At 62.4% G+C, this 25487-nt stretch carries 25 protein-coding genes and 1 riboswitch; of the genes, 21 read left to right on the top strand and 4 right to left on the bottom strand.

The genetic code is table 11. From position 1 onward, the window contains the following. The first annotated feature begins 1 nt into the window (after window position 1). From cobN to cobJ, 5 genes are read left to right on the top strand one after another with little or no spacing between them, the layout of a single operon-like run. The gene (cobN, locus tag ACR0L1_RS06075) at window positions 2-3295 is read left to right on the top strand and encodes a cobaltochelatase subunit CobN (RefSeq protein ID WP_480857658.1); all 3294 of its coding nucleotides are present in this window, start codon (window positions 2-4) and stop codon (window positions 3293-3295) included. Further along, window positions 3292-4413 carry a cobalamin biosynthesis protein CobG gene (locus ACR0L1_RS06080; RefSeq protein WP_480857659.1) on the top strand — a complete coding sequence of 374 codons (1122 nt, stop codon included), beginning with the start codon at window positions 3292-3294 and terminating at the stop codon, window positions 4411-4413. The genes cobN and ACR0L1_RS06080 overlap by 4 nt, the downstream gene beginning before the upstream one ends. Beyond that, entirely contained in the window at window positions 4413-5042 is a 630-nt protein-coding gene (locus ACR0L1_RS06085; protein WP_480857660.1) for a precorrin-8X methylmutase, read from the top strand. The genes ACR0L1_RS06080 and ACR0L1_RS06085 overlap by 1 nt, the downstream gene beginning before the upstream one ends. Continuing rightward, window positions 5039-5764 (top strand): precorrin-2 C(20)-methyltransferase, encoded by a 726-nt coding sequence (locus tag ACR0L1_RS06090; RefSeq protein ID WP_480857661.1) that lies wholly within the window; start codon window positions 5039-5041, stop codon window positions 5762-5764. The genes ACR0L1_RS06085 and ACR0L1_RS06090 overlap by 4 nt, the downstream gene beginning before the upstream one ends. Then, entirely contained in the window at window positions 5761-6525 is a 765-nt protein-coding gene (gene cobJ, locus ACR0L1_RS06095; RefSeq protein WP_170782722.1) for a precorrin-3B C(17)-methyltransferase, read from the top strand. The genes ACR0L1_RS06090 and cobJ overlap by 4 nt, the downstream gene beginning before the upstream one ends. Here cobJ and ACR0L1_RS06100 read toward each other — a convergent pair. Then, the gene (locus ACR0L1_RS06100; RefSeq protein ID WP_480857662.1) at window positions 6516-7247 is read right to left on the bottom strand and encodes a cobalt-precorrin-6A reductase; all 732 of its coding nucleotides are present in this window, start codon (window positions 7245-7247) and stop codon (window positions 6516-6518) included. The genes cobJ and ACR0L1_RS06100 overlap by 10 nt on opposite strands. Here ACR0L1_RS06100 and cbiE point away from each other — a divergent pair. The 9 genes from cbiE to ACR0L1_RS06145 all read left to right on the top strand — a co-directional run bounded on the left by cbiE (window position 7246) and on the right by ACR0L1_RS06145 (window position 14097). Beyond that, complete coding sequence (cbiE, locus tag ACR0L1_RS06105) at window positions 7246-8445, top strand: precorrin-6y C5,15-methyltransferase (decarboxylating) subunit CbiE (RefSeq protein ID WP_480857663.1); 1200 nt, start codon at window positions 7246-7248, stop codon at window positions 8443-8445. The two genes, ACR0L1_RS06100 and cbiE, sit on opposite strands and share 2 nt — an antisense overlap. Further along, window positions 8442-8810, top strand: coding sequence for a cobalamin biosynthesis protein (locus ACR0L1_RS06110; protein WP_170770228.1), 369 nt, complete (start codon window positions 8442-8444; stop codon window positions 8808-8810). Before cbiE ends, ACR0L1_RS06110 begins: the two co-directional genes overlap by 4 nt. After that, window positions 8807-9601, top strand: coding sequence for a precorrin-4 C(11)-methyltransferase (cobM, locus tag ACR0L1_RS06115; RefSeq protein ID WP_480857664.1), 795 nt, complete (start codon window positions 8807-8809; stop codon window positions 9599-9601). The genes ACR0L1_RS06110 and cobM overlap by 4 nt, the downstream gene beginning before the upstream one ends. Beyond that, on the top strand, window positions 9594-10922 hold the full coding sequence (locus tag ACR0L1_RS06120; RefSeq protein WP_480502662.1) for a cobyrinic acid a,c-diamide synthase CobB: 1329 nt from the start codon (window positions 9594-9596) through the stop codon (window positions 10920-10922). The genes cobM and ACR0L1_RS06120 overlap by 8 nt, the downstream gene beginning before the upstream one ends. Continuing rightward, window positions 10919-11647: a uroporphyrinogen-III C-methyltransferase gene (gene cobA, locus ACR0L1_RS06125; protein WP_480502663.1), complete on the top strand. Its 729-nt coding sequence runs from the start codon at window positions 10919-10921 to the stop codon at window positions 11645-11647. The genes ACR0L1_RS06120 and cobA overlap by 4 nt, the downstream gene beginning before the upstream one ends. Further along, window positions 11640-12383 carry a precorrin-6A synthase (deacetylating) gene (gene cobF, locus ACR0L1_RS06130; RefSeq protein ID WP_480857665.1) on the top strand — a complete coding sequence of 248 codons (744 nt, stop codon included), beginning with the start codon at window positions 11640-11642 and terminating at the stop codon, window positions 12381-12383. The genes cobA and cobF overlap by 8 nt, the downstream gene beginning before the upstream one ends. Window positions 12384-12426: 43 nt before the next feature. Continuing rightward, a riboswitch (cobalamin riboswitch) is annotated at window positions 12427-12632 on the top strand. Between the two features lie 36 nt (window positions 12633-12668). After that, on the top strand, window positions 12669-12833 hold the full coding sequence (locus ACR0L1_RS06135) for a CbtB domain-containing protein (protein ID WP_480857666.1): 165 nt from the start codon (window positions 12669-12671) through the stop codon (window positions 12831-12833). A 4-nt stretch (window positions 12834-12837) separates the two neighbouring features. After that, on the top strand, window positions 12838-13536 hold the full coding sequence (locus ACR0L1_RS06140; RefSeq protein WP_480857667.1) for a CbtA family protein: 699 nt from the start codon (window positions 12838-12840) through the stop codon (window positions 13534-13536). A gap of 66 nt (window positions 13537-13602) precedes the next feature. Beyond that, window positions 13603-14097, top strand: a complete 495-nt coding sequence (locus tag ACR0L1_RS06145; protein ID WP_170752354.1) for a hypothetical protein — start codon at window positions 13603-13605, stop codon at window positions 14095-14097. Here the strand turns inward: ACR0L1_RS06145 and ACR0L1_RS06150 are convergent. Further along, window positions 14094-14450 (bottom strand): DUF1636 family protein, encoded by a 357-nt coding sequence (locus ACR0L1_RS06150; RefSeq protein WP_480857669.1) that lies wholly within the window; start codon window positions 14448-14450, stop codon window positions 14094-14096. The genes ACR0L1_RS06145 and ACR0L1_RS06150 overlap by 4 nt on opposite strands. Before the next feature lie 127 nt (window positions 14451-14577). Between ACR0L1_RS06150 and ACR0L1_RS06155 the strand changes: the two genes are divergently transcribed. The 7 genes from ACR0L1_RS06155 (at window position 14578) to mdoH (ending at window position 24071) form a co-directional block, all read left to right on the top strand. Continuing rightward, entirely contained in the window at window positions 14578-15036 is a 459-nt protein-coding gene (locus tag ACR0L1_RS06155; protein ID WP_480857671.1) for a DUF302 domain-containing protein, read from the top strand. A gap of 78 nt (window positions 15037-15114) precedes the next feature. Next, window positions 15115-16734 (top strand): thiamine pyrophosphate-binding protein, encoded by a 1620-nt coding sequence (locus tag ACR0L1_RS06160; RefSeq protein WP_480857673.1) that lies wholly within the window; start codon window positions 15115-15117, stop codon window positions 16732-16734. Then, entirely contained in the window at window positions 16721-17905 is a 1185-nt protein-coding gene (locus tag ACR0L1_RS06165) for a CaiB/BaiF CoA transferase family protein (protein WP_480857675.1), read from the top strand. The genes ACR0L1_RS06160 and ACR0L1_RS06165 overlap by 14 nt, the downstream gene beginning before the upstream one ends. A 181-nt stretch (window positions 17906-18086) precedes the next feature. Next, window positions 18087-19457, top strand: coding sequence for a tetratricopeptide repeat protein (locus ACR0L1_RS06170; RefSeq protein ID WP_480857677.1), 1371 nt, complete (start codon window positions 18087-18089; stop codon window positions 19455-19457). 35 nt (window positions 19458-19492) lie between these two features. After that, window positions 19493-20710: an OpgC family protein gene (locus ACR0L1_RS06175; protein ID WP_480857679.1), complete on the top strand. Its 1218-nt coding sequence runs from the start codon at window positions 19493-19495 to the stop codon at window positions 20708-20710. Then, complete coding sequence (locus ACR0L1_RS06180; protein ID WP_480857681.1) at window positions 20707-22206, top strand: OpgD/OpgG family glucan biosynthesis protein; 1500 nt, start codon at window positions 20707-20709, stop codon at window positions 22204-22206. The genes ACR0L1_RS06175 and ACR0L1_RS06180 overlap by 4 nt, the downstream gene beginning before the upstream one ends. Next, window positions 22203-24071: a glucans biosynthesis glucosyltransferase MdoH gene (gene mdoH, locus ACR0L1_RS06185; RefSeq protein WP_480857683.1), complete on the top strand. Its 1869-nt coding sequence runs from the start codon at window positions 22203-22205 to the stop codon at window positions 24069-24071. The genes ACR0L1_RS06180 and mdoH overlap by 4 nt, the downstream gene beginning before the upstream one ends. On the opposite strand, the gene ACR0L1_RS06190 is transcribed toward mdoH, so the two are convergent. Continuing rightward, entirely contained in the window at window positions 24072-24896 is an 825-nt protein-coding gene (locus ACR0L1_RS06190; RefSeq protein ID WP_480857685.1) for a CE1 family esterase, read from the bottom strand. After that, on the bottom strand, window positions 24893-25366 hold the full coding sequence (locus ACR0L1_RS06195) for a rhodanese-like domain-containing protein (protein ID WP_170770199.1): 474 nt from the start codon (window positions 25364-25366) through the stop codon (window positions 24893-24895). Before ACR0L1_RS06195 ends, ACR0L1_RS06190 begins: the two co-directional genes overlap by 4 nt. Window positions 25367-25487: the final 121 nt, after the last annotated feature.

Genomic DNA, 25487 nt, shown 5'->3' on the forward strand with positions numbered 1-25487 from the left:
CATGCACGTCGTCTTCCGCGAAAGCCACGGGTTAGAGGAATCCGAAACCCCAACCGATCTGGGCCAGAGCCCGGCGGATTTGGTGGTGCTGTCGTTCTCGGACAGCGACCTTGGTGCTTTCGCGGCAGGCTGGCATCGCGGTGGCGGGCCTGACGGTCGGATGCCGACCCTGCGACTGGCCAATCTGACGGCGCTGAAACACCCTCTGTCCGTTGACACCTATGTGGAACAGACGTTGGAGGGCGCTAAAGGCATCCTGATCCGTCTGATCGGCGGAGTGCCCTATTGGTCCTACGGACTGCAGCAGGTTCTATCGCTTGCGCAGACTAAAGGGATTGCTGTGGCCGTGCTGCCCGCCGACGGGCGCGAGGATACGCGACTGGATGAGTATTCCACCCTGCCCGTCTCCACCCTGCGCCGCTTAGCGCACCTGTGTGACACCGGCGGCGAGGTTGCAGCACAAGCCGCTTTGGCACAGATGGCACTGGCAGCGGGGCTCTATGCGGGTCCGGTGATGGGGGCTAAATCCCTGCCCGACTGCGGCGCATGGTGCCCCGATCGCGGAGTGATTCCGGCGGAACAGGCGTTTTCCGGTGACTCAAAACGCGTCGTGGTCAGTTTCTACCGCGCTTACCTGACCTCGGCCGACACAGCCCCCGTGGCCGCCCTGATCCGTAGCCTGCGCGCGCGCGGCTTTCAGGCCGTGGGCCTGTTCGCCCCTTCCCTGAAAGTGCCATCCGCCGCCGACTGGCTGCGCGACACCATCGTATCGCTGGCCCCGTCCGCGATCATCAACGCCACGTCCTTCTCGGGCAAAAGCGCGTCGGGTACCTCGCCTTTGGACGCTGCAAATGTGCCCGTCTTCCAGGTCGCACTGGCCACTTCGCGCCGCAAGGCCTGGGCCGAGGCGGAACGCGGCCTCTCCCCCGCCGACCTCGCCATGCATGTGGTGCTGCCCGAGGTGGACGGGCGGATTTCAGCGGGCATCGCCTCGTTCAAGGAGCCGGGCAAACGCGACCCGCATCTGGAATATTCCCGCTTTGCCCACCGGGCCGAGGAGGAACGGATCGAGGCCATCCTTGACCGTGTGACCGGCTGGCTGAACTTGCAAGGCAAACCCAAATCCGATCAGGTGCCCGCGCTGGTTCTGTCCACCTATCCCGGCAAAGACTGGCAGATGGCCCATGCGGTGGGCCTCGACGCGCTGGCCTCGGCTGAGGCGATGCTGTCCGACCTGCAAGCCGGGGGCTATGATACCGCCCCTGCCAAACCAATCGCTGATACGCTGCTGAACGCCCGGATCGCATGGCCGCTGGCCGAGTATCAGGCCGCGCTTGCGGACCTGCCCGAACAGCTGCGCACCGACTTGCATACGGTTTGGGGCGCTCCCGAGGATGACCCCGCTTACACCGATGGTGCCTTTCACTTCACCGCCCTGCGTCGGGGCAAGGCTCTGGTCGCCTTGCAACCTGAACGCGGCACGCCCGAGTTACGCGATGACGACTATCATGACCTGTCGCGCACCCCGCGCCACAGCTATGTCGCCTTTTACCTTTGGCTGCGTAAAAGCTTGAATGCCGATGCGCTGATCCACATCGGAGCCCATGGCACGTTGGAATGGCTGCCCGGCAAATCCGTGGCGCTCTCAGCCGGTTGCTGGCCCGAGGCGCTGATCCGCGACCTGCCAGTGATCTACCCCTTCATCGTCAATGACCCCGGCGAGGCGGCGCAAGCCAAGCGCCGGATCGGCGCGGTCACGCTGGGCCACATCCCGCCCGCTTTGAAAGAAAGCGGTACACCGGATCGGATGGTACGGCTGGAGTCTCTGCTGGACGAATTCTCGAACGCCGATGGTCTGGACCCCAAGCGCCGCGACCGTTTGCAAGAGGATATCCGGAATGAGGCTCAGGCCATCGGGCTGGAAAGCGATCTGGGTCTGGATCAGGCCACCTGCACCGCCGAGGCGATCACCCGCATCGACCGCTTTGTCTGTGACATCAAGGAAAGCCAGTTCGGCGACGGGCTGCACATATTTGGCCGGGTGCCAGAAGTGACCGGCAATTTCGACCCCGCGCCTTCCGCCCAGTCTGAACGCAACGCCCTAATCGACGCACTAGCCGGAAAGCGGATCGAGGCCGGGCCATCCGGTTCGCCCTATCGTGGCCGCTCGGACGTACTGCCTACCGGACGGAACCTCTATACCACCGACCCGCGATCCTTGCCCACGCGCGCGGCTTATAGCCAAGGCGTGAAACTGGCCGAAGAACTGGTGCGGCGTCACCTGCAAGAGGAAGGCGACTATCCCAAAGGGCTGATCGTTGACCTCTGGGGCTCGGCCACTATGCGCACGGCGGGTGAGGAATTCGCCATGGCGCTGCACCTGCTGGGCGTCAAACCCGTCTGGGACAAGGGGTCAGAGCGGGTCTCAGGCATCGAGGTTCTGCCCATCACCGACCTCAGCCGCCCGCGTCTGGATGTGACGCTGCGGGTCTCGGGCCTGTTCCGCGACGTTTTTCCGACGCTATCGGCGCTATACGGTCAGGCGATCCGGGCCTTGTCGGCGCGCGATGAGGCGGCCGACTGGAACCCCTATGCCGGTCAGGAACCCGCCGCCCGCGTCTATGGCCCAGCCCCCGGCAGCTATGGCGTGAACATGACACAATTGTCCGAAATTTACACCGACGAGGCGCGCGTGCAGGCGGGTGCGGCATGGCTGGACGCCAGCTCTTATGCCTTGGAAGGCGAGCATGTCGCGCAGGACAAGGACGGCATCACCCAGCGCGTCGCCAACGCCGACAGTTTCGTCCACCTGCAGGATTTGACCGAGACCGACCTGCTACTGGCCAATGATTACGCCACGCATGAAGCCGGATTTGCCGCCGCCAAAAAAATCACAGGCGGCTCGGCGCAGCTCTATCATCTGGACAACACCAACCCCGCCACCCCACGCGCGCGGACCCTGCCCGAAGAAATCAGCCGCGTGGTCCACGCCCGCGCCGCCAATCCGGGTTGGATCGCCGGGATGCAGCGCCACGGGTTCCGGGGCGCGGCCGAGATCGCCGCGACGCTGGATCACATGGCCTCATTCGCGCATCTATCTGGCACAGTCGCGCCGCACCTTTTCGACCTTTACCACGATGCCACGCTGGGCGACGCTGAGGTCGACGCCTTTCTGGCCGAGGCCAACCCTAAAGCGCATCAGGCCATGCAGGACCGGTTCCGCGCTTTGCTTGAGGCGGGGCTTTGGAACACACGCCGCAACTCGATTCGCGCCGATCTGGAGGGGCTGGGATGAGCGCTCCCATCGTCCAGGGCTGGTGCCCCGGCGCGCACCGTCCGATGATGTCGGGCGATGGGCTGGTGGTCCGGGTTCGGCCGCGGCTGGCCCGTCTGACAGCTGAGCAGATCATGGGTCTGTGCGATCTGGCGGAACACTTCGGCAATGGCACCATCGACCTGACCAACCGCGCCAACCTGCAGCTGCGGGGTGTGGCCGAGGCGGATCATCAATCCCTGCTGGCCGAACTGGCCGCGCTGGACCTGCTGGACGCCGAGCTGGGGATCGAGGTGCGCCGCAACATTCTGGTCTCACCTCTGTACCAAGCCGGAGACCTGACCGCTCGGCTGGCGCAAGAGCTTATTGACCGGCTGGCCGAACTGCCCGCCCTGCCCGCCAAGTTCGGCTTTGCCATCGATACTGGACCTGAGCGCCTGCTGGCGGGGGATTCAGCCGACATCCGGCTGGAAATAAGCCCTGAGGGTTTGATCTTGCGTGCCAATGGGGCAAACACCGGACGTTTGGTCCAGGAATCGGAAGCCATCGACCTGCTGATCGCCTTGGCCGCATGGTTCTCCCAAAACTACACGCCTGAGAGCAGGCGCATGGCCCGCGTGGTCGCGGACTTGCCGCCGGAGTGGCAGGGCGTGGCTCCGGGACCAGTTGGCGCGCCGCTGCAACCCGGTGCTTGCGATCAGGGGACGCTCTATGGTGCGGCCTTCGGACAATTGCCTGCGCGCGCCCTGAAAGACCTGATCGCGCAAAGCGGGGCCGAGGCGCTGCGTGTCACCCCATGGCGCTTGATCCTGTTGGAAGTCGGGGCGGCGATACCCGCCCCAGCCTTTGTCACAGATGGCACCAACCCGCTTATGACGACCGACGCCTGCCCCGGCGCGCCATATTGCCCGCAGGCGCAGGTGGAAACCCGCGACATCGCGCGCCTGCTTGCCGCGCGTATCAATGGCAGCCTGCATGTCTCGGGCTGCGCCAAAGGATGCGCGCGCATGAGCCTGGCCGATGTGACGCTGATAGGCAATGCCGGACGATTTGATCTTGTCAAACAGGGCCGCGCGGGGGATGAGCCCTGCCAGACCGGCCTGACCGAAGAAACACTGATGAATATGGACTTCACCTGATGCCCTATACTTATGAAACCGATGGCGCGGCGATCTACAAAGAAAGCTTTGCCACCATCCGGTCCGAGGCTGATCTGGCCCGTTTTGATGCCGACGAAGAACAGGTCGCCGTCCGCATGATCCACGCCGCCGGCATGGTCGGGCTGGAAGAGTTCGTTCATTTCTCGCCCGGTTTTGTGGCCGCCGCCCGCACTGCAATGGAAGCTGGCGCACCGATCCTTTGCGATGCACGCATGGTCAGCGAGGGCGTGACCCGGTTCCGTCTGCCTGCCGACAATGAGGTGATCTGCACCCTACATGACGAACGCGTACGCCCGCTGGCCGCCGAGATGAGCAACACGCGCTCGGCTGCTGCGCTAGAACTGTGGCGCCCGCATCTGGACGGTGCTGTTGTCGCCATCGGCAACGCACCCACCGCTCTGTTCCACCTGTTGAACATGCTGGAAGACCCCGATTGCCCGCGCCCTGCGGCCATCATCGGCTGCCCCGTGGGCTTTGTCGGCGCGATCGAATCCAAGGACGCCCTGTGGGAGGCACAGCCGGTGCCATCCTGCATCGTCAAGGGCCGTCTTGGCGGCAGCGCCATCACCGTCGCCGCCGTCAACGCCATCGCGAGCCGTGCGGAATGAGCGGCACCATCTATGGCGTGGGCCTTGGCCCAGGTGATCCCGACCTGATGAGCGTCCGGGCTGACCGCCTGCTGCGCAACGCGCGCCATGTGGCGTTTTTCCGTAAACCCGGCCGCAGCGGACAGGCGCGTAAGATCGTCAACGGCATGATCCCCGAAGGTGCCGTGGAATTCCCGATGGAATACCCGGTCACGACCGAAATTCCCGTGAGCGATCCGCGCTATAACGAGCTGCTCTCGGCGTTTTATGAAGACTGCGCGGCGCATCTGAAGGCGCTGTCCGAACAGGGCGAAGACGTGGTGGTCCTGTGTGAAGGGGATCCGTTTTTCTACGGCTCTTTCATGCATCTTTACAACCGCTTGCGCGACAAATCTGATGTTGAGGTCGTGCCCGCCATCACCGGCATGTCCGGGGCGTGGACGGCCACCGGCGACCCGATCACTTGGGGTGATGACGTGCTGACCGTACTGGTGGGTACTCTGTCCGAAGACGATCTGGCGCAGCGCATGGCGCAGACCGACGCGCTGGTCGTGATGAAGATCGGGCGCAATATCGACAAGGTGAAGCGCGCGCTGAAAACGGCGGGCCTTTATGATCGCGCGTGGATCGTGGAATTTGCCCAGATGCCGAACCAGACCGTGACAAAACTGTCTGAGGCATGCGACAAGGTCACCCCCTATTTCTCGATCATCATCGTGCACGGTCAGGGGCGCAGGCCATGAGCGGCTGGGTCAAGATCGCCGGTCTTGGACCAGGGGATGATGCGCTGGTGACGCCCGAGGTGACTGCCGCTTTGGCCGAGGCCACGGACGTGGTCGGCTATATCCCCTATGTGGCCCGCGTGGCCGAACGCGAAGGCTTGACGCTGCACGCCAGTGACAACCGGGTCGAGATCGACCGCTCGCAGCACGCGTTGCAAATGGCGGCCGAGGGCAAGCGCGTGGTCGTGGTGTCCTCGGGCGACCCCGGTGTGTTTGCGATGGCGGCCGCGGTGTTTGAGGCGTTGGAGGATGGCCCGCCCGAGTGGCGCAATATCCAGATTGATGTGCTGCCGGGGATCACGGCGATGCTGGCGGCCTCGGCCCGTGCCGGCGCACCGATGGGGCATGATTTCTGCGCCATCAACCTGAGTGACAACCTCAAGCCGTGGTCCTTGATCGAAAAGCGTCTGCGGCTGGCGGCACAAGCGGATTTCTCAATGGCGTTTTACAATCCGCGCTCAAAGTCCCGCCCGGAAGGCTTTGTTAAAACGTTGGAAATCCTGCGCGAGGAATGCGAGCCCGAACGGCTGATCCTGTTCGCCCGCGCCGTGTCGCGCGCCGATGAGGCCATTCGGATTTCGACACTGGCCGAGGCCACGCCCGAGATGGCGGATATGCAGACGGTGGTCATCGTCGGCTCGTCCCGCACCCGCGTGATCGAGCGCGACGGCGCGCCCATCGTCTACACGCCGAGGTTCACACCGGCCAAGGATCAGGTATGAACCAGCCAGTCCAGAACCTGAGCAACGCTCGACATCTCGACCCGCTGCGGCAGGGCCGGACGGTCGATCATCAGCACCGGCAGGCCCAGCGCCCGCGCCGCGTCCAGCTTGGCCCGCGCGCCAACGCCGCCCGCGTTCTTGGACACGACCAACTGGATCCCATGGCGCTGCATCAGCGCCTGATCGTCGGCCAGAGTGAATGGCCCGCGCGAGACAACCACGTCGCAGTTCGGCAACGGCAGAGCACCCGGTTCATCGACCAGCCGCAACAAGTAACGATGCTGAGGCTGGGCGGCGAACTCCTCAAGATGCATCCGGCCCACGGCCAGAAACACCCGCTGTGGCGCGGCGGACAGGGCGGCCACCGCGCCGTCGATATCCGGAACATGCTGCCATTCGTCCCCATCCTGTTCCACCCATGCCGGGCGGGTCAGCGCGGCCAGAGGCACGTCGGCCTTATGGCAGGCGGCCACCGCGTTGGCGCTCATCTGGGCGGCAAAGGGGTGCGTGGCGTCGATCACGTGGGTGATCGCGTGATCGCGCAGGTAGGTGGTCAGGCCGTCCACGCCTCCGAACCCGCCCACGCGCATCGGCAACGGCTGCGGGCGCGGGTTATCAACGCGGCCCGCATAGGAATAGGTCGCTTGGATGCCCCGTTCGGCCACGGTTTTAGCCAGGGCGTTGGCCTCTGTCGTGCCGCCAAGGATCAGGAGGTGTGTCATGCATGAAGCTCCGTGGCTGACCGTTCTGGGCCTGGGTGAGGATGGGCTTGATGGCCTGTCACCCGCAAGCCGTCAAGTGCTGGACCGCGCTGAAATCATCATGGGCCCGCCGCGCCACCTGTCGCTGATCCCCGACAGCCAGGCCCGGCGGGTCGAATGGCCGGTGCCTTTTGCCGACGGGCTGCCCGTGCTGACGGGGTTCCGGGGGCAACCCACTGTGGTGCTGGCCTCGGGCGATCCGTTCTGGTTTGGTGCCGGATCGGTCATCGCGCGTAATTTCGAGGCTGGGGAATGGACCGCCCTGCCCGGTCAGTCGACCTTTTCCTTGGCCGCCGCGCGGTTGGGCTGGTCGCTGGAGGTGACGCTGACGTTCGGCCTGCACGCGGCCCCCCTGACCCGGCTGCGACCGCATCTGTCGCCGGGCCTGCGCGCCATTCTGTTGCTGCGCAACGGGGCGGCGGTAGCCGAACTGGCGGCTTATTTGACTGAGACCGGCTTTGCCGACACCCGCCTACACGTGATGGAGGCGCTCGGCGGCCCTCGCGAGCGTTCCCGCAGTGTGTCCCTGACCGAGGCGCTGCTGGGCGGGTTCGATCACCCGGTTTGTGTTGCGCTTGAGGTCGCGGGCGATGGGCGCGCGCTGCCTAAGTCTTCGGGCAAGCCGGATGAGATTTTCGAGACCGACGGCCAGATCACCAAACGCCCTATTCGGGCACTGACCCTGTCGGCGCTGGCCCCGCATCGCGGTGAGCATCTGTGGGATATCGGAGGCGGCACCGGCTCGATCAGTATCGAGTGGTTGATGTGCGATCCGACCCTCACGGCCACCACGATTGAACCCCGCGCGGACCGGGCCGAGCGGATTCGTCGCAATGCCGATGCGCTGGGTCAGGATCGGCTGACCATCATCCACGGCACTGCGCCCGATGCGCTGGACGGGTTGTCCCTGCCGGATGTGGTTTTCATAGGCGGCGGCCTTAGTTCTGCGCTGCTGGGCTGGCTGCACGCGACCCTGCCCGCAGGCACCCGGTTAGTCGCCAACGCAGTGACACTGGAAAGCGAAGCACTGCTGGCGCAGTGGCATGAGAAACGCGGCGGCGATCTTTTGCGGATTGAATTGGCTCAGGCTGCGTCTTTGGGTCCCCGACGCGGTTGGAAATCTGCCTATCCGGTGGTGCAGTGGAGCGTCACGCTATGATCGTCGCGGGCCTTGGCTTTTCCTCCACCGCGACGGTGGACAGTCTGCGCGCGGCCTTTGCGGCTGCCGCCTCTGACCACCCCGTCAGCGCCTTGGCGACCGTCGCGGACAAAGAGGGCCATGCTGCGCTTGCAGAGTTCGCAGCCGTAACCGCCCTGCCCCTGCATTTCATCGCGCCCGCCGATCTGGCCGGGCAGCGCACGCTCACCTGCTCGCCCCGCAGCCGCGCCAGTTACGGCACCGGCAGTGTGGCCGAAGCATCCGCCCTTGCCGCCGCTGGATCTGGCGCGCGGCTGCTTTCACCACGACAGATATCAGACGACCGGCTGGCCACCTGCGCCATCGCCATCGGAGGACAAAAATGACCGTTCATTTCATCGGCGCCGGACCGGGCGCTGCCGACCTGCTGACCCTGCGCGGGCGCGAAATCATCGCGTCCTGTCCCGTGTGCCTCTATGCGGGCTCGCTGGTGCCCGAGGAAATCCTTGGCCACTGCCCCGAGGGAGCCAAGATCATCAACACCGCGCCGATGGATCTGGATCAGATCATGGCCGAGATCGATGCCGCCCATAAGGCTGGTCAGGATGTGGCCCGCCTGCATTCGGGCGATCTGTCGGTCTGGTCCGCCATGGGCGAACAAATCCGCCGGTTGAAAGAGATGGGTATCCCGGTCAGCGTCACGCCCGGCGTGCCGTCCTTTGCCGCGGCAGCCGCGGCCTTGGGCACGGAACTGACACTACCCGGCCTCGCGCAATCGGTGGTGCTGACCCGCACGCCGGGCCGCGCGTCTTCGATGCCCGAGGGTGAGACGCTTGAGAACTTCGCCCGCACCGGCGCAACGCTGGCCATTCACCTGTCGATCGGCAATTTAGACAAGGTCATCGCCGACCTGACCCCGGCCTATGGGGCCGATTGCCCGGTGGCCGTTGTCTATCGCGCCAGCTGGCCCGATGAACGCATCATCCGTGCAACGCTGGAGACCTTGAAAGACGCGCTGGGCGAAAGCATCGCGCGTACCGCCCTGATCATGGTCGGCCCAGCGCTTGCGGGGGAAGGGTTCGACGAAAGCTGCCTCTATTCCAAGGATTACGACCGCCGCTATCGCCCGCAAAGCGCCGACAGCCCGTGGTCCAGCTGGAGCCCCGAGGATGAATGACGCGATGACTAACCCTCCGGGCCTTCTGATTTCTGCACCGTCCTCGGGCACTGGCAAGACCACGGTCATGCTGGGCTTATTACGTGCGCTGGCCGAGGATGGGCTGACCGTTCAGCCTTTTAAAAGCGGACCAGATTATATCGACCCGGCCTTTCACCGGGCGGCTGCGGGGCGTGCCTCGTTCAATTTGGACAGCTGGGCCATGGGTGAGCCTTTGTTGGACGCCATTTCTGCACAGGCCGAAGGCGCGGATATCGTGGTCGCCGAGGGCTCAATGGGGCTGTACGACGGCGTCGCCAAGCCCGGTGAACTGGGTCATGGGTCCAGTGCGGAAACCGCGTTACGGATGGGTTGGCCGGTGGTGCTGGTGCTGGATGTGGGCGGTCAGGCGCAATCGGCGGCGGCGACGGCTTTGGGGTTCAAGATGTATAACCCCGATCTGCCCTTTGCGGGCGTGATTCTAAACCGCTGCGCCAGCCCCCGGCACGAGCGGTTGACGCGGTTGGGAATGGAACGCGCGGGCCTGCCGGTTCTGGGCGTGCTGCCCCGTCGTGGAGACCTGACCCTGCCCGAGCGGCATCTGGGCCTGATCCAGGCGGTTGAACATCCCGATCTGGAAAGCGCAATTGTGGGCTATGCCGCTTTTCTGCGCGAACATGTCGATCTTGAGGCGATCAAGCGGGCGGCGTCCTCAGGCCCGAATGGGCCATCGTCCGCCGCGCTGCCGCGCCCTCCTGCACAACGGATCGCGCTGGCCCGCGATGCGGCGTTTTCGTTCACCTATCCGCATTTGCTGGAAGGCTGGCGCGCGGCTGGAGCCGAGGTGTTGCCGTTCTCGCCCTTGGCCAATGAAGCCCCTGCGGCGGATGCCGATCTGGTTTGGTTGCCGGGCGGATATCCTGAGCTGCACGCAGGCATTCTGGCCGCCGCATCCGTCTTTCAGGAAGGGTTGCGGAACCACGCGCAAACCAAGCCCGTGCATGGAGAATGCGGGGGTTATATGGCGCTGGGACAGGCTCTGATCGACAAAGAGGGTGTCTCGCATCAGATGGCCGGGTTGTTGGGGCTGGTGACGTCCTATGAAAAGCGCAAGTTCAATCTGGGCTATCGTCGCGCCGAACTGCTGGCCCCGATGCCCGGCTTTGCCGTAGGCACGGGCCTGCGGGGGCATGAGTTCCACTATTCCTCAATCATCGAGCAACCTGACGCGCCTTTGGCCCGTGTGTTTGACGCAGAAGGGGCCGAAGGGCCGCAGACCGGATCGGTGCGTGGCAACGTGACCGGCACGTTCTTTCACCTGATCGCGGAGGCCTCAGTATGAGTGGGTTTGTCTCGTTCATCGGCTCAGGTCCGGGCGATCCGGAATTGCTGACGCTCAAGGCCGTAGATCGGATGCAAAAGGCGGATGCGGTGCTGTTTGATGACCTCAGCAGCGGGCCGATCTTAACCCATGCGCGCGAGGATGCCGATCTGGTGGGCGTGGGCAAACGGGCGGGTCGCCCCTCGCCCAAGCAGGACCATGTCAGCCGGTTGTTGGTGGATTACGCCCTGACCGGGCAGCGGGTCGTGCGGTTGAAATCCGGCGATGGCGGCATGTTTGGACGTCTGGAAGAAGAACTGGTTGCCCTGCGCGCGGCTGGGATCGAATACGAGATCATCCCCGGCATCCCCTCAGCTGTAGCGGCGGCGGCGGCGGCGGGCATCCCGCTGACCCGCCGGTTGACCGCGCGGCGGGTGCAGTTTGTCACCGGCCATGATGTCAGCGGCAAACTGCCCGAGGACCTGAACCTGCCCGCGCTGGCCGACCCGGATGCGACCACCGTCGTCTTCATGGGCAAGCGCACCTTTCCTCTGCTGGTCGAAACGCTGCACGCACATGGCCTGCCGCTGGAAACGCCAGCACTGATGGCCGAATCCGTCTCGACCCCCGAGCAGAAGCTGCATCGCAGTACTGTAGGCGCGCTGTCCAATAAACTGGCGGACGAGATAGGCACCGCCCCGGCGCTGATCCTTTACGGCCCGCTGGCAGAGTTTGACGATGTTTGACCTGACCTTGATCGGCATCGGCACCGGGAACCCTGACCACGTGACCTTTCAGGGCGCGCAGGCGATCCGCTCGGCGGACCTGATCCTGATCCCCCGCAAGGGCGAGAATAAGGCCGATCTGGCCGGGCTGCGCGAAAAGATCATTGCGCAGGTGACCGACACGCCGCCGCAGATCGCCTATTTCGACATCCCCAAGCGCCGGTCCGACGACGGATATCTGCGCGGGGTGGATGAATGGCACGACGCGATTGCATTGCGCTGGAGCGAGGCAATCGCCGCCCATCCTGGAGCACGACATGTAGCTCTACTGATCTGGGGCGATCCGTCGCTTTATGACAGTTCCCTGCGGATTGCAGAGCGGCTGGACCCTCAACCGACGACGCGGGTGATTCCTGGCATTACAGCGCTGCAGGCGTTGACGGCTGCCCACGTGATTCCGATCAACGATCTGGGTGCCCCCTACATCGTGACCACGGGGCGGCGGATTCGCGACGAAGGGTGGCCGGACGGTGCGTCAAACGTGGCGGTAATGCTGGATGGTGAGTGCTCGTTCCAACATCTTCAGATGGCAGATTATGACATCTGGTGGGGGGCGTACGTGGGCATGAAAGAGGAAATTCTGATCAAGGGGCCCTTGGCTGAGGTTGCGCAGCAGATTCTGGACACCCGTGCCGCTGCGCGCGCCGATCACCGGTGGATCATGGATATCTATCTTCTCAAAAAGTGCGTGAACTGACCAAATTGGTCGCGAATGGCGATTGCGCCACGCGGGTTTTAAAGGCTAGATGAACCCGTCTGGTCCCGTCGTTCACAGCGACGAGCTAAGAGGGAATGTGGTGCGATCCGAGTTGCTCCAATCCACAGCCGCCCCCGCGACTGTAAGCGGTGAGCCTTGCTCAACCAGCCACTCCTGAATTTTCAGGGGGAAGGCGAGCACAGGCCCTGACCCGCAAGCCAGGAGACCTGCCAGGCGTGATTTGAAACACCGGCCGTCGGGTGCGACGGCACAGGAGAATTGAAAATGACAACACAAACACAAACCGCCTCGCGCGCTGGTATCCTGCCCGTCATGTTCGCTGTGATTCTGGGTCTTGGCATCATTTCGGTGACTGGCCACGTTCAGGCCGCTGCCCTGCATGACGCAGCCCATGACGTGCGTCACGCAACCGGCTTCCCCTGCCACTAAACCCATGTTTAGCCGTATCCTGACCAGCGCGTTGTTCGCTGGTGCTGCAGCGGGGCTGATTGCCGCCTTGCTGCAGTTGGTCTTTGTGCAACCTGTGTTGCTGCACGCGGAACTGTATGAATCAGGCGAATTGGTCCATTTCGGCGGTGACGTCGTAAGTGCTCACCCCGAGCTGCCGGGAATGTTCTCGGACCTGTTCCGCGATGCGCTGAGCGTCATTTTCACGATGCTTATCTATACCGGTTACGCGCTGATGATGATTGCGCTGATGTCCGTGGCTGAGGGCAACGGCCACAAGATTGACGGGCGCACCGGCGTTTTGTGGGGGCTTGCGGGGTTCGTTGCCGTGCACCTCGCACCCGGATTCTCGCTCGCGCCAGAAGTGCCCGGCGTGGCAGCAGCCGATGTAGCTGCGCGTCAAATCTGGTGGTTTGCGACCGTCGCAGCAGCAGGTGTTGCCATGTGGCTGATTGCCTTTGGCGGCACCCTGATCAGCTATGTGATCGCAGCCGCCCTGCTGTTGGCCCCACATCTGATCGGCGCGCCCGAGCCGGACGTGTTCACCGGCCCCGTTCCGACCGAGATCGGCGCGCTGTTTGCCGCACGCGCTTTTGGCATCGGACTGGTAGCCTGGGTTCTGGTCGGGGCATTCGCCGGGTACTTCTGGCGATATGAAAGCCAGCGTGCCGAAGCTGCGGCCTGACAAGCACGCTTATGAACACGCCGAGACCAGCTCGGCGTGTTTGCTACTACCATCAAGGAATATAAAATGGCACGCTCACTTGCCCTGTTTGCAATCGGCATAGTTTTTGGCAGTGGTGCAGGATTTGTGGTTGCGGCTGCAAATGGCGTTACTTTCGACGGCCATGACCATGGCGATCCTGCACATCACAGTTCATCTCACGCCGAGGCAGCCGCACACGATCATTCGACTGCCATCAACCTGCCTGCTGGCGCTGATGCTCCGGGGCTTGAGATCGCTCTTACGCCCGATCCTATGGCGGGCTGGAACCTGCATGTCATGCCGCAGAACTTTCGGTTCTCACCACAAAATGCCTCAAAGACCGATGTCGACGGCGAGGGGCATGCACATGTCTACGTAAATGGAGAGAAACTGGCCCGGCTGTACGGTAACTGGATGCATATCGACCATCTGCCGCAGGGCGAGGTCGAAGTCTCGGTCTCTCTGAACGCAAACAGCCACAGCCCGCTGATGGTCGACAACATCCCCGTCAGCGCGGCGGTCACACTACAGGTCGACTAAAGCGCCGGGATACGCGCCCGCAAACACATCCGGAGCCGCCCGCAAGGCCGGGCGTCTTCGATCCAGCCTTTGGGGCTTTCCAGATAGGTCCGGCAGGTCGCCACGATATCATCGGCGTCCGAAGCGACATCGACCCCTGAAAACACATATGTCGCCCCGCCATCGGCCTGCAGCGCGATGGCCACGGGTTCTGCACATCCACTGAAACAGGCGTGCTGATCGACCGAAACCCGCCCCTCAATCCCCGCGCGGGTCAGGGCGGATTCGACAGCTTTGACCTCGGCTCCGCAATCGCGGGCACCGGCACAGGACGAACATATCAACAGGCGCATCTGATCCAATTCGGAACTCATCGGGTGGCATTTGCCTGTTTCTGAGGGTTTCCAACCGCAGGCGCAATCGAGAAAACGCACAAGATTGTGAGTGCGCCCTGTCCCGCTTTCTGGCATCACTGTCGCAACCCCGAAACAGGAGGCCCCGATGAAAGCCCTTTGGACTGCGATTGCCCTGATAGCGACCCCTGCTTTGGCAGACGAGCCCCTTTCGGGCTGGGCCAGCTACGCAACCGACAAAAGTTACGACGCGTTGGTTGCCGACACCAAGGATGCCATCAAAGCTAATGGTCTGATCGTGGTCACGCAGGCAGGCCCGACCAACGCCGCCGCATCGCGCGGGATCACTATCCCCGGCAATCGGGTCATTGGTGCCTTCAACAACGACTATGCGGTGCGCGTGCTGGAAACATCAGTGAACGCGATGATCGAGGCACCGATCCGCTTTTATGTCACCGAGAACGAGGACGGCACCGCCACCCTATCCTACAAGACTCCCAGCTTTGTCTTCGCGCCCTATGTCTATGAGGGCGGAGACCCCCTGCGCGAGATCGCTGAGGAGCTGGATGGCAAGTTTCAGGCTGTGGCTGAAACAGCAGTCAAATAGTCACACTGGCGTGATCCGCCTTGCGTCTGGGGCCGTCCTCCGCAATCTGCTGTGAAACAGTTTTTCGGAGCATGACTTATGCAAGACCTCTCGCCCCGCGCAGCGGACCTTCTGGCCCAACGTTTGTACGAGGCCGGATGTCGCCACGCCTTTGGAATGCCCGGTGGTGAGGTTCTGACTCTTGTCGATGCGCTGGAACAGGCCGGGATCACCTTTCACCTGACCAAGCATGAAAACGCCGCCGGTTTCATGGCCGAGGCCGTGCATCACCGCGATGGCGCGCCTGCCATTCTGGTTGCCACCCTTGGCCCCGGTGCGATGAACGGGATCAACGTGGTCGCCAATGCCTTGCAAGACCGTGTGCCGATGATCGTGCTGACCGGATGCGTCGATGCCGATGAAGCGCTGACCTATACCCATCAGGTAATGGATCACGCACAGGTCTATCGCTCAATCACCAAGGGGACGTTTACACTGACCGCCAAAGGCGCAGACATTATTGCCGATAAGGCGGTTACGTTGGCCAATCAGCCGCGCCCCGGTCCAGTGCATATCGACGTGCCGATCTCGGTCGCGGATACCCGCGTGTCGGGCGTGAAACCGCGCCGCCGCGCCAAGATTGCCACCGTATCCCCCGCGGGCGACTGCGTCGAGAAAGCCCGCCGTTGGGTGTCACAGGCCGAACGGCCCATCGCAATTGTCGGGCTGGATGTTCTCTATGACGACTCGCGCAACGTGGTGCAGGCATTTCTGGAGCATTTCGACATCCCAATTGTGACGACCTACAAGGCCAAGGGCGTAGTCCCCGAGGATCACCCTCTGTGTCTGGGCGGCGCGGGCCTGTCGCCGTTGGCTGACAAACATCTGGTTCCGCTGGTCGAACAGGCCGATTTGGTGCTGTGTCTGGGCTATGACCCGATCGAAATGCGCCCCGGCTGGCGTGAGATCTGGGACCCTGAGGAAAAGCGTGTGATCGACGTCTCGGCCGTGCCCAATGACCACTACATGCATCAGGCGGGGCTGAATCTGGTCGCGCACACGGGCGAGACGTTGGAGGCCATTGCCAAAGGCACCCCGTCGCGCAAGACATGGCCGGGCGGCGAGCCCGCACAAGTCAAAGCCGCTTTGGCGCAGGCGTTTCCAGCGGATGACGACTGGGGGCCCGCGGCGGTGATCGCCGAAACCCGTGCTGCCCTGCCCGCCAACACGCTGGCGACCGCCGACAGCGGCGCGCATCGTATTTTGCTGAGCCAGATGTGGGACTGCTCCGAGGAACGCGGTCTGATCCAATCCTCGGCCCTGTGTACCATGGGCTGTGCCGTGCCGATGGCGATTGGCCTGAAACTGGCCGAACCCGACCGCCCTGTGATCAGCTTCTCGGGTGATGCCGGGTTCCTGATGGTTGCCGGAGAGCTTTCGACAGCAGCCGAGATGGGGGGAAACCCAATCTTTCTGGTCTTTGTCGATGCAAGCCTTGCGCTGATCGAGCTGAAACAGCGCCAGCGCCAGATGGGCAATACGGGCGTGGATTTCGACCGCCACGACTTTGCCGCCATGGGCCGCGCGTTCGGCGGAAACGGCCACACGGTGCGCAACCGCGAGGAGCTGCGCGCGGCGCTGGACGCGGCGGTCAAGGCCGACAGCTTTACCGTCATCGCCGCCGAGATCGACCGTGGAGGCTATGATGGCCGGATCTGAGGGGCCGCTGACGGGCGTCAAGGTTCTGGACCTGTCCCGCATTCTGGCAGGACCGACCTGCACGCAATTGCTGGGCGATCTGGGCGCCAACGTGATCAAGATCGAAAACCCGGCAACCGGCGGCGATGATACGCGGCAGTGGGGTCCACCTTATGTGACGGACGCAGATGGGAATGCATCGGACCTAAGCGCTTATTTCATGTCGGCCAACCGCAACAAGAAATCTGTTGCCATCGACATCGCCACCCCCGAGGGTCAGGCGGAAATCCGACGCATCGCCTCGCACGCGGACATTCTGATCGAGAACTTCAAACCCGGCGGGCTGGCGAAATACGGCTTGGATTACAAAACCTTGTCGCAGGAATTTCCCAGCCTCGTTTATTGCTCGATCTCGGGTTATGGGCAGGATGGGCCGAACGCATCGAAACCCGGGTATGACCTGATGGCGCAGGGCTATGGCGGGATCATGTCGCTGACCGGCGACCCCGAAGGCGCGCCGATGAAGGTGGGCGTGGGCATCGCTGACGTGATGTGCGGCATGTACGCGACCGTCGGTATTCTGGCCTCGCTACGTCACCGGGATCAAACAGGTGAGGGCCAGCAGATCGACCTTGCGCTGGTCGACGCGCAAATTGCGTGGCTGATCAATGAGGGCGTGAATTACCTGACCTCTGGCAACGTCCCTCAACGGCGCGGAAATGGGCACCCGAATATCGTGCCCTATGACGTCTATCAAACGGCGGACGGGCACGTGATCCTGGCGGTTGGCAACGACAGCCAATTTAGACGGTTCTGTGACTTCATCGGGCAGCCTGCCCTAGCGGACGATCCCCGTTTTGCGACCAACCCATCACGTCTGGAACATCGTGATGCGCTGAATGCAATTCTGCGCCCAGCCGTGCAAAACTATGACACTGAAACCGTCATTGCCGAGCTTGAGGCGCGCAAAGTGCCTGTGGGCCCGGTGCAGACGTTGGATCAGGTTTTTGCCACCGATCAGGTCGCCGCAAGGCAGATGCAGATCGCCATGCAAGCCGACCCGGCACAGGTGAATCTGATCGGAAATCCGCTGAAACTGTCCAAAACGCCTGTAACATATCGCAGTGCTCCACCGACCTTTGGCGCGGACACTCAGGCCGTTCTGAACGCCGAAAACCCGTTTGAAGACTGAAACACAATGCCTAATTCGGCGGCATGTTGCTGAAACATGCCGTTGAATCGGCGGTTTTTTTCACGTTTTGCACACACAGCATTTCACCAATTCGAGAGGTCGGTCGATACTGATACGACCCGACTAGAGTCTCTGGTAAGTCGAATATTGTACTAATTCTCACACGGATCGGACCACGAGCATGAAACAAGACGTTTTCGGACAGATGAACACCCTGAGCCATTCGGCAAGCGCCGAGGCCTGGGATGGCGTGCTGCTCGGGTTCATGGCGCATGCGGCGGTGACGCCTCAGCATCTGGGAAAAGTCTTAGAGCTTGAGCCCGATTTTGTCCTGGGCCATGCGATCAAAGGTCTGTTCATGGTTCTCCTGGGCCGCCGCGAGATGATGCCAGTCGCCATCGAAGCTCTGGCCGCGGCCAATGCCGCAATGGAGCGTCAACCGGCAACCTCACGCGAACGCCTTTATGTACAAGCGCTGGAGCTGTATCTGTCCGATCTGCCCTCGCAAGCCGTTCAGAAGTTCGAGGAAATCCTGCGCGCCCATCCGCAAGACTCGCTGGCGATGAAGCTTAGCCATGCCACCCGCTTTGTTCTGGGCGACGCCGAAGGCATGCGTCGCTCGATCGAACGTGTGATGCCGGCGTATGAGCCTGATCACGCGGGCCGTGGATATCTGTTGGGCTGCCATTCTTTCGCGCTGGAAGAAACCGGCGCCTATGAGAAGGCCGAGATTGCAGGCCGTCAGGCGCTGTGGATGGTGTCAGATGACGCATGGGGCCTACACGCGGTGGCCCACGTGCATGAGATGACCGGTAACGCACAGTTGGGTCTGGATTGGCTGGCCGGGCGCGAGGACGCTTGGGCGCATTGCAACAACTTCCGCTATCACGTCTGGTGGCACAAAGCGCTGATGCATCTGGATCTGGGTCAGGTCGATCAGGTGATGGAGCTTTATGACAACTACATCCGTCAGGACAAGACCGACGATTACCGCGATATCTCGAACGCGACCTCGTTGTTGTCCCGTCTGGAGCTTGAGGGGGTAAATGTCGGCAATCGTTGGGAAGAACTGGCCGACCTGAGCGCCAATCGCACCGAAGACGGCTGCCTGATCTTTGCCGACCTGCACTATCTCCTGGCCCTCACTGGCGATAACCGGGACGAGGCGACCGGAAAGATGCTGAAACGCATCCAGAAAGACGCCCAGCGTAATCAGGGCGACACCCCGATCCGCATGTCCGATCCGGGCGTTGCAGCAGCCAAAGGGTTGGAAGCATTTGGCGACGGCCTGTACGGCCAAGCCTTTGATTTCCTTTCTACAGCACGTGACGGAATGCAACTTGCAGGTGGCAGTCACGCGCAACGTGATGTATTCGAGCGCATCACAATTGATTCCGGCCTGCGCGCCGGGCGTCTGGATGCAGTCGAGCGCATCCTGGATGACCGCCGCGCAAAACGAGCCGGTGGCGAGGACAATTACGCCCTTGCGCGCCGCGCATTGATCGACGCGGCACGCGATGACGGAGACGCACAAAGCGTTCCGGCTGAATAACAAAAACAAAAAGATCAAAGAAGGACAGAACACGTATGGCGACAGCATCGCCCGCTTCTGATTTTGCGCCTGTGGCAGCTCAAGTAGCCGCCCCTGCCCGCGTGCGCGACCCACGGCTGGATTTCTATCGCGGCATCGCGATGTTCATCATCCTGATCGCACACATCCCGAACGACCCCTGGGCCAGATGGATTCCAGCGCGGTTCGGCTATTCGGATGCAACCGAGATTTTCGTATTCTGCTCGGGGATGGCCTCGGCCATTGCGTTTGGTGGGGCCTTTGCCCGCAAGGGTTGGTGGATGGGAACGGCTCGCGTGGCGTTCCGCATCTGGCAGGTCTACTGGGCGCATATCTGCCTGTTCTTCTTTGTGGCCATGTCGATGGCGGCGCTGGACCAGACAGGTTTCTTCGAGAAAACATATATTTCCTCGCTGAACCTCCAGCATTTCTTCAACGACCCTGCGCCACAGATGGTCGGTCTGTTCACGCTGACATACGTGCCGAACTACTTTGACATCCTGCCAATGTATCTGGTGGTTTTGGCGCTGATGCCCGTTTACATGGGCCTATACCGCGTCGGGTTCTGGGCCGTGGCCGCCACGTCGATTGCGATTTGGCTGGTGGCACAAACTGGCGCGCTGGCCCTACCGGCCGAGCCTTGGTCGGACCGTCAGTGGTTCTTCAACCCCTTCGGCTGGCAGTTGCTGTTCTTTACCGGCTTTGCCTTCATGCGCGGGTGGATCCCTGCCCCGCCCGTATCGAAAACCCTGATCTGGGCTGCCGTGCTGTTCCTGATCCTGTCGGCCCCGTTTGGATCTTGGAAGGTCTTTACCTGGATCAACAATGCCGCGCCTGAATTGGGTGCCGTGCTGCGCAAGGGCTGGCCCTTGACCTCGGAACTGCGGGGCAAGACCGAGTTTGGCCTGCTGCGCTATGTTCACTTCCTCTCACTGGCCTATCTGGGCTGGGTTGTCGCGGGTGAGCATGGCCATCGCCTGATCGCAACCGGTCAGGGTGCAGCCGCGAAAGTTTGGGAATTCCTGCTGACCGTCATCACCAAGGTCGGGCAGCAATCGCTGGCGGTCTTCGTCTTTTCCATGGCAGCAGCGCGCCTGATCGGCGTTGGACTGGACCTGAGTGGGCGGGATGTTGCCAGCGTCTTCATCGCCAACATGATTGGCTTTGCCATGATCATCGGCGTGGCCTATCTGGCCGGTTGGTTCAAGTCACAGCCTTGGAAGTCTAAAAAATGAATTTCACACGTCGCGCATTTCTGGCCTCAACTTCGGCGCTTGCTTTCGCTCCGGCCACCTTTGCTGCCGGTGGCGAGGTCCCCTTTGACCGCAACGATGTGATCGCGCTGGCCCGTGAACTGGCCAGCCAACCCTATGCCGAGCGTGAAATGGTTCCGCAGGAATGGCAGGACCTGACGTATCAACAGTATCGCTCGATCCGATTCCGGCTGGACCGTGCGCTGTGGTATGAAACCCAGACGCCGTTCAACGTAGATTTCTTTACGCCAGGCCTGTACTTCCCGCGCACTGTTAAGGTTTCAACGGTCGAGGACGGGATGACCACCCCGGTTACGTTCGATCTGTCGATGTTCGACAAATCCGAAGACGTGCCGACCCTGCCCATCGACGACACGCTGGGGTTCTCTGGCTTGCGCCTGCGCACCGAAATGCACCGCCCCGGTAAGACCGATGAGTTCTGCGTCTGGCAAGGCGCCAGCTATTTCCGCGCCATTGGTCTGCACGAGGTTTACGGGCTGTCCGCGCGTGGTCTGGCCCTAAAAACAGGGGACCCGGATGGTGAGGAATTTCCCGAATTCATCCGCTTTTGGCTGGAACGACCCAAACCCGGCCAGCGCAACATGGTCGTCCACGCGCTGATGGACAGCCCCAGCGTGACCGGGGCCTATCGATTCAACGTCACCGCCGGGGCCGACTGCATCATGGATGTCGAAGCAACGCTCTTCCCCCGCGAAGAGCTGCCCCATGTGGGCATCGCGCCCGGCACTTCGATGTTCCTGTTCGACCAGACCAACCACAGCCGGTTTGACGATTTCCGCCCCGCCGTTCATGACAGCGATGGCTTGATGGTTCGCAATGGCGCGGGGGAGGTGCTGTGGCGGCCTTTGGCCAACCCTTCCCGCCTGCAGATTTCGTCGTTCGTGGATACAAACCCACGCGGCTTTGGCCTGATGCAGCGGAAACGCAAGTTCTCGGACTATGCGGATCTTGAGGCGAATTATCACAAGCGCCCCGGCCTGTGGGTGGAACCAAAGGGCGATTGGGGTAAAGGCACCGTGACGCTGGTCGAGATTCCGGCGGATCAGGAAATCTACGACAACATCGTCGCCTATTGGCGACCGGCCGAGCCCTATGCCGCCGGCAGCCAGATCGACATGTCCTATCGTTTGATCTGGGGCGAAGAACCCCAGCGCACGCCCATGCCGCGGGTGATCAACACCGCGATGGGCGACAATACCTTCGGCGACGGACGTCTGGCAGTAATCGATTTTGAGGCCTCCGACCTGTTCGATGACCCCGAAGCGATGACTATTTTTGTGGACTCACCCCATGCCGAGACCTCGGACGGCGTGCTGCAACGCAACCCCGATACCGGCGGCTTGCGGCTGGCCTTCTCGTTCCAGCCGGGCGAGCGGAACCACGTAGAGCTGCGCGCGCAGCTTCTGAAGGACAAACAGCCCGCCTCTGAGGTTTGGCTCTACCGTTGGACCACATGAGCCGCGATCTGCATATCATGCCGTCTGAGGCCCCTCTGGCGATGCCCGCGCAAGATTTCAGCGCCGGGTTTCGGGATGCACAGGTACCGAATGGCAAGCGCGCCTCGGCCGGGTTCTGGCGCGCGCTGGCCTTTTCGCCTGCGATGGCGGCCACTCTGGGGCTGCTTTGGGTGATGTCCGACTGGTTCGGGGCCGAAGGGATCAACCTGATCGAAGGCATCCTGCTGGCGTTGATCTCGTTCAACTTCTTCTGGATTTCTTTCACGGTCTGCACCGTGCTCCTGGGTATGGTATCCTTGTCGCGGCAGGAACAGCCCAAACGCGAAGGCCGCCCTCAGCCCCTGCGCGTGGCGCTCTTGACACCCGTCTACAACGAGGTGCCGTGGAACGTGCTGGGCAATGCCCGCACCATGCTGGAGGATCTGAGTAAGCGCGGGGGTCAGCATCACTATGCCATGTTCATCCTGTCCGACACGCGCGACCCCGAGATCGCCGCGCAGGAACAAGACAGCGTCGAGGCGCTGCGCACAACGCTAGCGCCGGGACTTGAGCTGTATTACCGCCGTCGTCCTGAAAACACTGACCGCAAAGTGGGCAATATCGCCGATTGGGTCAGCCGCTGGGGGGCTGATTGGGATGCGATGCTGGTGTTAGACGCCGACAGTCTGATGACCGGCCGTGCCATCACCCGCCTAACCGACGCCTTGGCGCGTGACCCCGGAGCCGGTCTGATCCAGAGCTACCCGCAGCTGATCGGCGCGCAATCGGTCTTTGCCCGGATGCAGCAATTTGCCAACGGCGTCTACGGCATCGCCTTTGCCGAAGGTCTGGCCCGTTGGTGCGGGCAAGAAGGCAATTATTGGGGCCACAACGCCATCATCCGCACCCGTGCCTTTGCTTCCAGCGCGGGGCTGCCCAAGCTGCGCGCCTTCAATGGTCAGGAAAAGCTGATCATGAGCCACGATTTTGTTGAGGCCGGACTACTGCGCCGCGCCGGGTGGGCCGTGCGGTTTCTGCCACGCATTCGCGGGTCGTATGAAGAGACGCCCCCTACGCTGATCGACCACGCGCTGCGGGACCGGCGCTGGTGTCAGGGCAATCTGCAACACCTGAAACTGCTGGGCTCGACCGGGTTCCGCGCGGTGTCCCGCTTCCACATGTTCCATGGTGCGGTCGGGTATCTGATGTCGCCCTTGTGGTTTGCTCTGCTGGTTATGTGGGCGCTGATCGGTCAGGGTGAGGACGCCTCGGTCCTGTATTATTTCAGCCCCGACAATCCACTGTTCCCGCAATGGCCCGAGATGTCGGAAACCCGCCATGTGCTGATCATTCTCGTTATGTATGCCATGTTGCTGGCCCCCAAGGTGCTGGGCGTTCTGGCCCTGCCGCTCAGCGGTGTGCGCTATTCGGATTTTGGCGGCGGCTTCAAATTCCTGACTTCGTTTTTGTCCGAGGTCATTCTGTCGATCCTCTACGCGCCAATCCTGATGGTGCAACAGATGATCGCTGTGTTCCGCACCGCATTCGGTGTGCAAAAGGGCTGGTCCCCACAGGCGCGCGACGGGGGCAGCTATGGGCTGCGCACTCTGATCCTGTGCCATGCTCTGGAAACCGTCAGCGGCGTAGCGTTGAGTGTCGGCATCCTGTCCGGGCTGGTCTCGGTCTGGCTGGCCCCGATAGCGATCAGCCTGGCCTTCGCGATCCCGCTTTCTGCACTCAGCGGAGTGTCTTCGGGCCCTGCGCGCCGCATGGTCGGGATGAAAGAGGATGTTAAGGAACCCGCGATCACACGCTCGGCCCGCCGTCACAGAGACGAGTTGAAGCGCTTGATCGAAGGTAAAGGCGTGATGACCCCGGCAGAGTGATCAGCCGCCGGGCAGGCCTTCGTACCAGTCCACCATCATGTCCGCCCACCCTTTGGGCACTGTGTGCCCTCCAGGGAACAGCGCAAACTCCAGTGCACTGCCATCTGCACAGCCGCTCCAATACCGGCGCATAAAAGGGCCGGTCGTCGAAAACCCGCTGGGTTTGGTGTCGACGCAGCCATTGGCGATGCGCCAGATTTCCAGCCCGGCAAAGATATCGCCCTGATGGAACCGGCCACCGCCCAGCAAACGCCCTTCGAGCGGGACCACATTGTCGGTCCAGCCATGGGTGTGAAACATACGGATCGGCCCTTCGCAGGCCTCAGGGTGAGGTCGCCAGAACCCGCCTGATACGGGCACATAAGCCGAAAACGTCTCGGGCGCATCGCAGGCCAGATAGTTGACCATGAACCCACCGGCCGAGAAACCACCCAGAATAACGCGCTCGGCATCAATCCCGAACTTGTCAGCGGCGTCCTGAACGACCTCGGTCAGGAAGGCGGTTTCATCCCTGTCGCCGAAGCCGGGGTAGAAGTTCCAGCTTTTGACACCGGGGCGATTGGCGCGCTCAAGCCCCTCGGGCGCCATCACCGCATAGCCTCGCGACAACAAGGGTTTGACCATGCCGCGGTTCTTCATCGTACCGGTTCCGCTGCCGCCATAGCCGTGCAGGAAAACTACCAGCGGCGGATTTTCCGCCTTAGGCAGTTCGATATGGTATTCGCCCATTTCAGTGCTACAGGCACCGTTCTGATCAGCGCAGGCGGCATGGGCCGACTGCCCGGCGATTGCGGCCACGACAGCCAGCATGGCGGCGCGGATCATTGAACGGCCTCCTCATAAGTTCCAACCGGCAACCCCGACCGGACCCAACCGGGCCCTGCGGCCGAGCCTAGCATCCCTTCGGGTACATCGATGATATTGGTAAAGCCTGCTTCGCTCAGCCGGTTGCTGAGCCGCGCGGACCGAACCCCGCGCGCGCAGATCAGAGCAATAGGCGCAGACCTGTCGCCGTCGGTCAGTTGATCCAGCGCCTGAACAAAATCATCACGGCGCATGTCCAATGGATAGGCACCCTCACCCACGCCTGTCGCATCCCACTCGCGCGGGGTTCGAATATCCAGCAACAGCACGTCGCCCGACACGGCCTGTTCATGCGCCGCCTGCACACTGAGATGCCCACCCGCATAGCTGGGCGGGATCAACCGGTATTCCCGGATCGCAAAACCCGCTGCAACGGCCGCCCCGCCGCCGAAAAGAATCCACCTGCGGGTGCGGATCGTCTTGTCTGGCACGTCGTGCCCTCCTGTGTGGTCAGATACGTATTACCATATTGAACACCGCAAATCCGCGTTCAATTCAGAGAGCCGGATCAAGTTCATGTCAGGATTTTTTCAAAAACCGCAATTTGGCGAC

Source organism: Ruegeria sp. J8 (assembly GCF_056531925.1).